Source organism: Streptomyces sp. CO7, assembly GCF_053474865.1.
The window spans coordinates 76,821-79,671 of sequence record NZ_JBRIOU010000004.1; the positions used below are offsets into that span (position 1 = coordinate 76,821).

Below are 2,851 nucleotides of genomic sequence, written 5' to 3' on the forward strand. Positions count from 1 at the left end.
CCAACAAGGGATTCCGTTGTTGCCATTTGATTAATCAACGGAATCTGTCGACCTCGGGCGGGTCGTGCGGAAAACCCGGGGGCGCGCAGTCGGCGCCGCGTGCGAGAGTGCTGGCGTGACGGACATGCGAACGAACCAGGTGCGCAGTCGTGAGGACCTGGCACGGCTGATGAGCTCGGGGACCCGCGTCAGGTTCCTGCACTTCTGGGGCCACCGGCCGCAGAGCGACGGCAGCGTGGGCGCCGGCTGCCTGAGCCAGTGGTGGCCGTCCCCGTTCACCGTGGACGGCAGGCGGTACGGGACGGCCGAGCACTGGATGATGGCCGCCAAGGCCCGCCTGTTCGGCGACGCGGAGGCCGAGAGCCGGATACTCGGGGCCGACGGCCCGGCACAGGCGAAGAATATCGGACGAACGGTCCGCGATTTCGACGAGGCGCTGTGGGAGCGCGAGCGCTTCGGCATCGTCGTCGAGGGCAGCGTGCACAAGTTCGCCGCGCACGAGGAGCTGCGGGCGTTCCTGCTGGGCACGGGCGACCGCGTCCTGGTGGAGTCCAGCCCGCTCGACCGCGTATGGGGCACGGGCCTCGCGGCGAGGGACGACGGGGCCTCGGACCCCGCCCGGTGGCGAGGGCTGAACCTGCTGGGCTTCGCCCTGATGGAGGCCCGGGAGCGGCTGGCCGGCCAGGGGGAGACCCCGGCAGGGGGCGCGGCGGCCGGCGCCGCGGTGGCTCGGCCCCAGGGCGGCGGGCACGGGGCCCGGAGCGGTCGGCCTACGATGTCGTGACCTCCAGGAAGGACCCCGCATGACCGACCAGCCCGCCGTCCCCCGCACCCTCGACGCCGGGGTCTCCCGCGACCTCCACGCCTTCGTCGCGGGTCTTCCCAAGGCCGAGCTGCACGTGCACCACGTCGGTTCGGCCTCCCCGCGGATCGTCGCGGAGCTGGCCTCGCGTCACCCGGACTCGAAGGTCCCCACGGACCCGGAGGCGCTGGCGGACTACTTCACGTTCACGGACTTCGCCCACTTCATCCAGGTGTACCTGTCGGTGGTCGACCTGGTCCGCACCCCGGAGGACGTCCGGCTGCTGACCTACGAGGTCGCCCGCGACATGGCCCGCCAGCAGGTGCGCTACGCCGAGCTGACCGTCACCCCGTACTCGTCGGTCCGCCGCGGCATGGACGAGAAGGCCTTCATGGAGGCCATCGAGGACGCCCGCAGGTCCGCGGAGGCCGACTTCGGCACCGTGCTGCGCTGGTGCTTCGACATCCCGGGCGAGGCCGGCCTGGAGTCCGCGGAGGAGACCGCGCGGCTCGCCACGGACGACGCGCTCCGCCCCGAGGGCCTGATCTCCTTCGGTCTGGGCGGCCCGGAGATAGGAGTGCCCAGGCCGCAGTTCAAGCCGTACTTCGACCGCGCCCGCGCGGCCGGGCTGCACTCCGTCCCGCACGCCGGCGAGACCACCGGGCCCGGGACCGTGTGGGACGCGCTGCGCGAGCTGGGCGCCGAGCGCATCGGCCACGGCACCAGCTCCGCCCAGGACCCGCGACTCCTCGAGCACCTGGCGGAGCACCGGATCGCGCTGGAGGTCTGCCCGACCTCCAACATCGCCACCCGTGCCGTGCGGACCCTGGACGAGCACCCGATAAGGGAGTTCGTGAAGGCTGGTGTGCTGGTCACGGTCAACTCCGACGACCCGCCGATGTTCGGCACCGACCTGAACAACGAGTACGCGGTCGCCGCCCGGCTGCTGGACCTCGACGAGCGAGGGCTGGCCGGCCTGGCGAAGAACGCGGTGGAGGCGTCCTTCCTCGACGCGGCCGGCAAGGCCCGGATCGTCACCGAGATCGACGCGTACACGGCGGCATGGCTCGCCCCCTGACCGCGGTCGCCCACCGTGGCGACCCCTACCGGCACCGCGAGAACACCGTGCCCTCGTTGCGCTCCGCCGTCCGGCAGGGCTCGGACGCGGTGGAGGTGGACGTCCGTCTCACCCGTGACGGCGTGCCCGTCCTGCTGCACGACCGCACGCTGAAGCGGCTGTGGGGGCACGACCTCCGCGTGGCCTCGCTCACCGCGGCGGACGTCCACGAGCTCACCGGCGGCGGCGTGCCCACGCTGGCCGAGGCGCTGGAGGCCACGGCGGGCCACCGGCTGCTGCTGGACCTCCCGTACGACGCCGTGGGGACGCCGGACGCCGTGCGGCGCGTGCTCGGGACGGTGTCGGAGGGCGGGGCGCGGGAGCGCGTGTACTGGTCGGGTGCGGCCGCGACCCTGCTGGCGGTGCGGTCCGCCGACCCGGCGGCCGAGCTCGCCCTGACCTGGACGACGGCCGCCCCGCCGCGCCCCGGCCTGCTGGCGGCCCTCCGGCCGCGGTGGCTCAACTACCGGTTCGGGCTGCTGTCCGGGGACCTGGTGCGGCGGGCGCACGCCGACGGCCACCTGGTCCAGGCGTGGACCGCGGACACCGGCCGCACCATGCGGCGGCTGATCGCGGCGGGGGTGGACGCGGTCACCACCAACCGGATCGACGTGCTGACGCGGCTGCGCGACGCGGGGGTCCGGGCGGCGGGCGGCGCGGGTAACGCGGGTAACGCGGACGTCACCCCCTAAGGGTGGTCCCCGGCCGCGCCCGGGCGTGAAGTGCCCCCGTACTGAGGGCAGTTACAGGGTCGCGCCCCTCCTCGGCGATGATCCGCCCCGGTGGCCGCCGCCCGCAGGATGACCGTGCCGCAAAGGCGCCCCGTCATCCCGAGGAGACCGCATGCCCCGCAGCACCGCCCGCTCCGCACGCACCAACGGCACCCCCCGCACCGCCCGCTCGGCCCCTCCCGTCGCGGGCACGCCGCGGAC

General features: G+C 74.1%; 3 protein-coding genes. All 3 read left to right on the plus strand.

All coding sequences use genetic code 11. The features are described from left to right. Window positions 1-124: 124 nt before the first annotated feature. From ACOV8S_RS13005 to ACOV8S_RS13015, 3 genes are read left to right on the plus strand one after another with little or no spacing between them, the layout of a single operon-like run. On the plus strand, window positions 125-784 hold the full coding sequence (locus ACOV8S_RS13005) for an NADAR family protein (RefSeq protein ID WP_448318842.1): 660 nt from the start codon (window positions 125-127) through the stop codon (window positions 782-784). A gap of 19 nt (window positions 785-803) precedes the next feature. After that, on the plus strand, window positions 804-1,880 hold the full coding sequence (locus ACOV8S_RS13010; RefSeq protein ID WP_448317990.1) for an adenosine deaminase: 1,077 nt from the start codon (window positions 804-806) through the stop codon (window positions 1,878-1,880). Further along, window positions 1,865-2,611 (plus strand): glycerophosphodiester phosphodiesterase, encoded by a 747-nt coding sequence (locus tag ACOV8S_RS13015; protein ID WP_448317991.1) that lies wholly within the window; start codon window positions 1,865-1,867, stop codon window positions 2,609-2,611. The genes ACOV8S_RS13010 and ACOV8S_RS13015 overlap by 16 nt, the downstream gene beginning before the upstream one ends. Window positions 2,612-2,851: the final 240 nt, after the last annotated feature.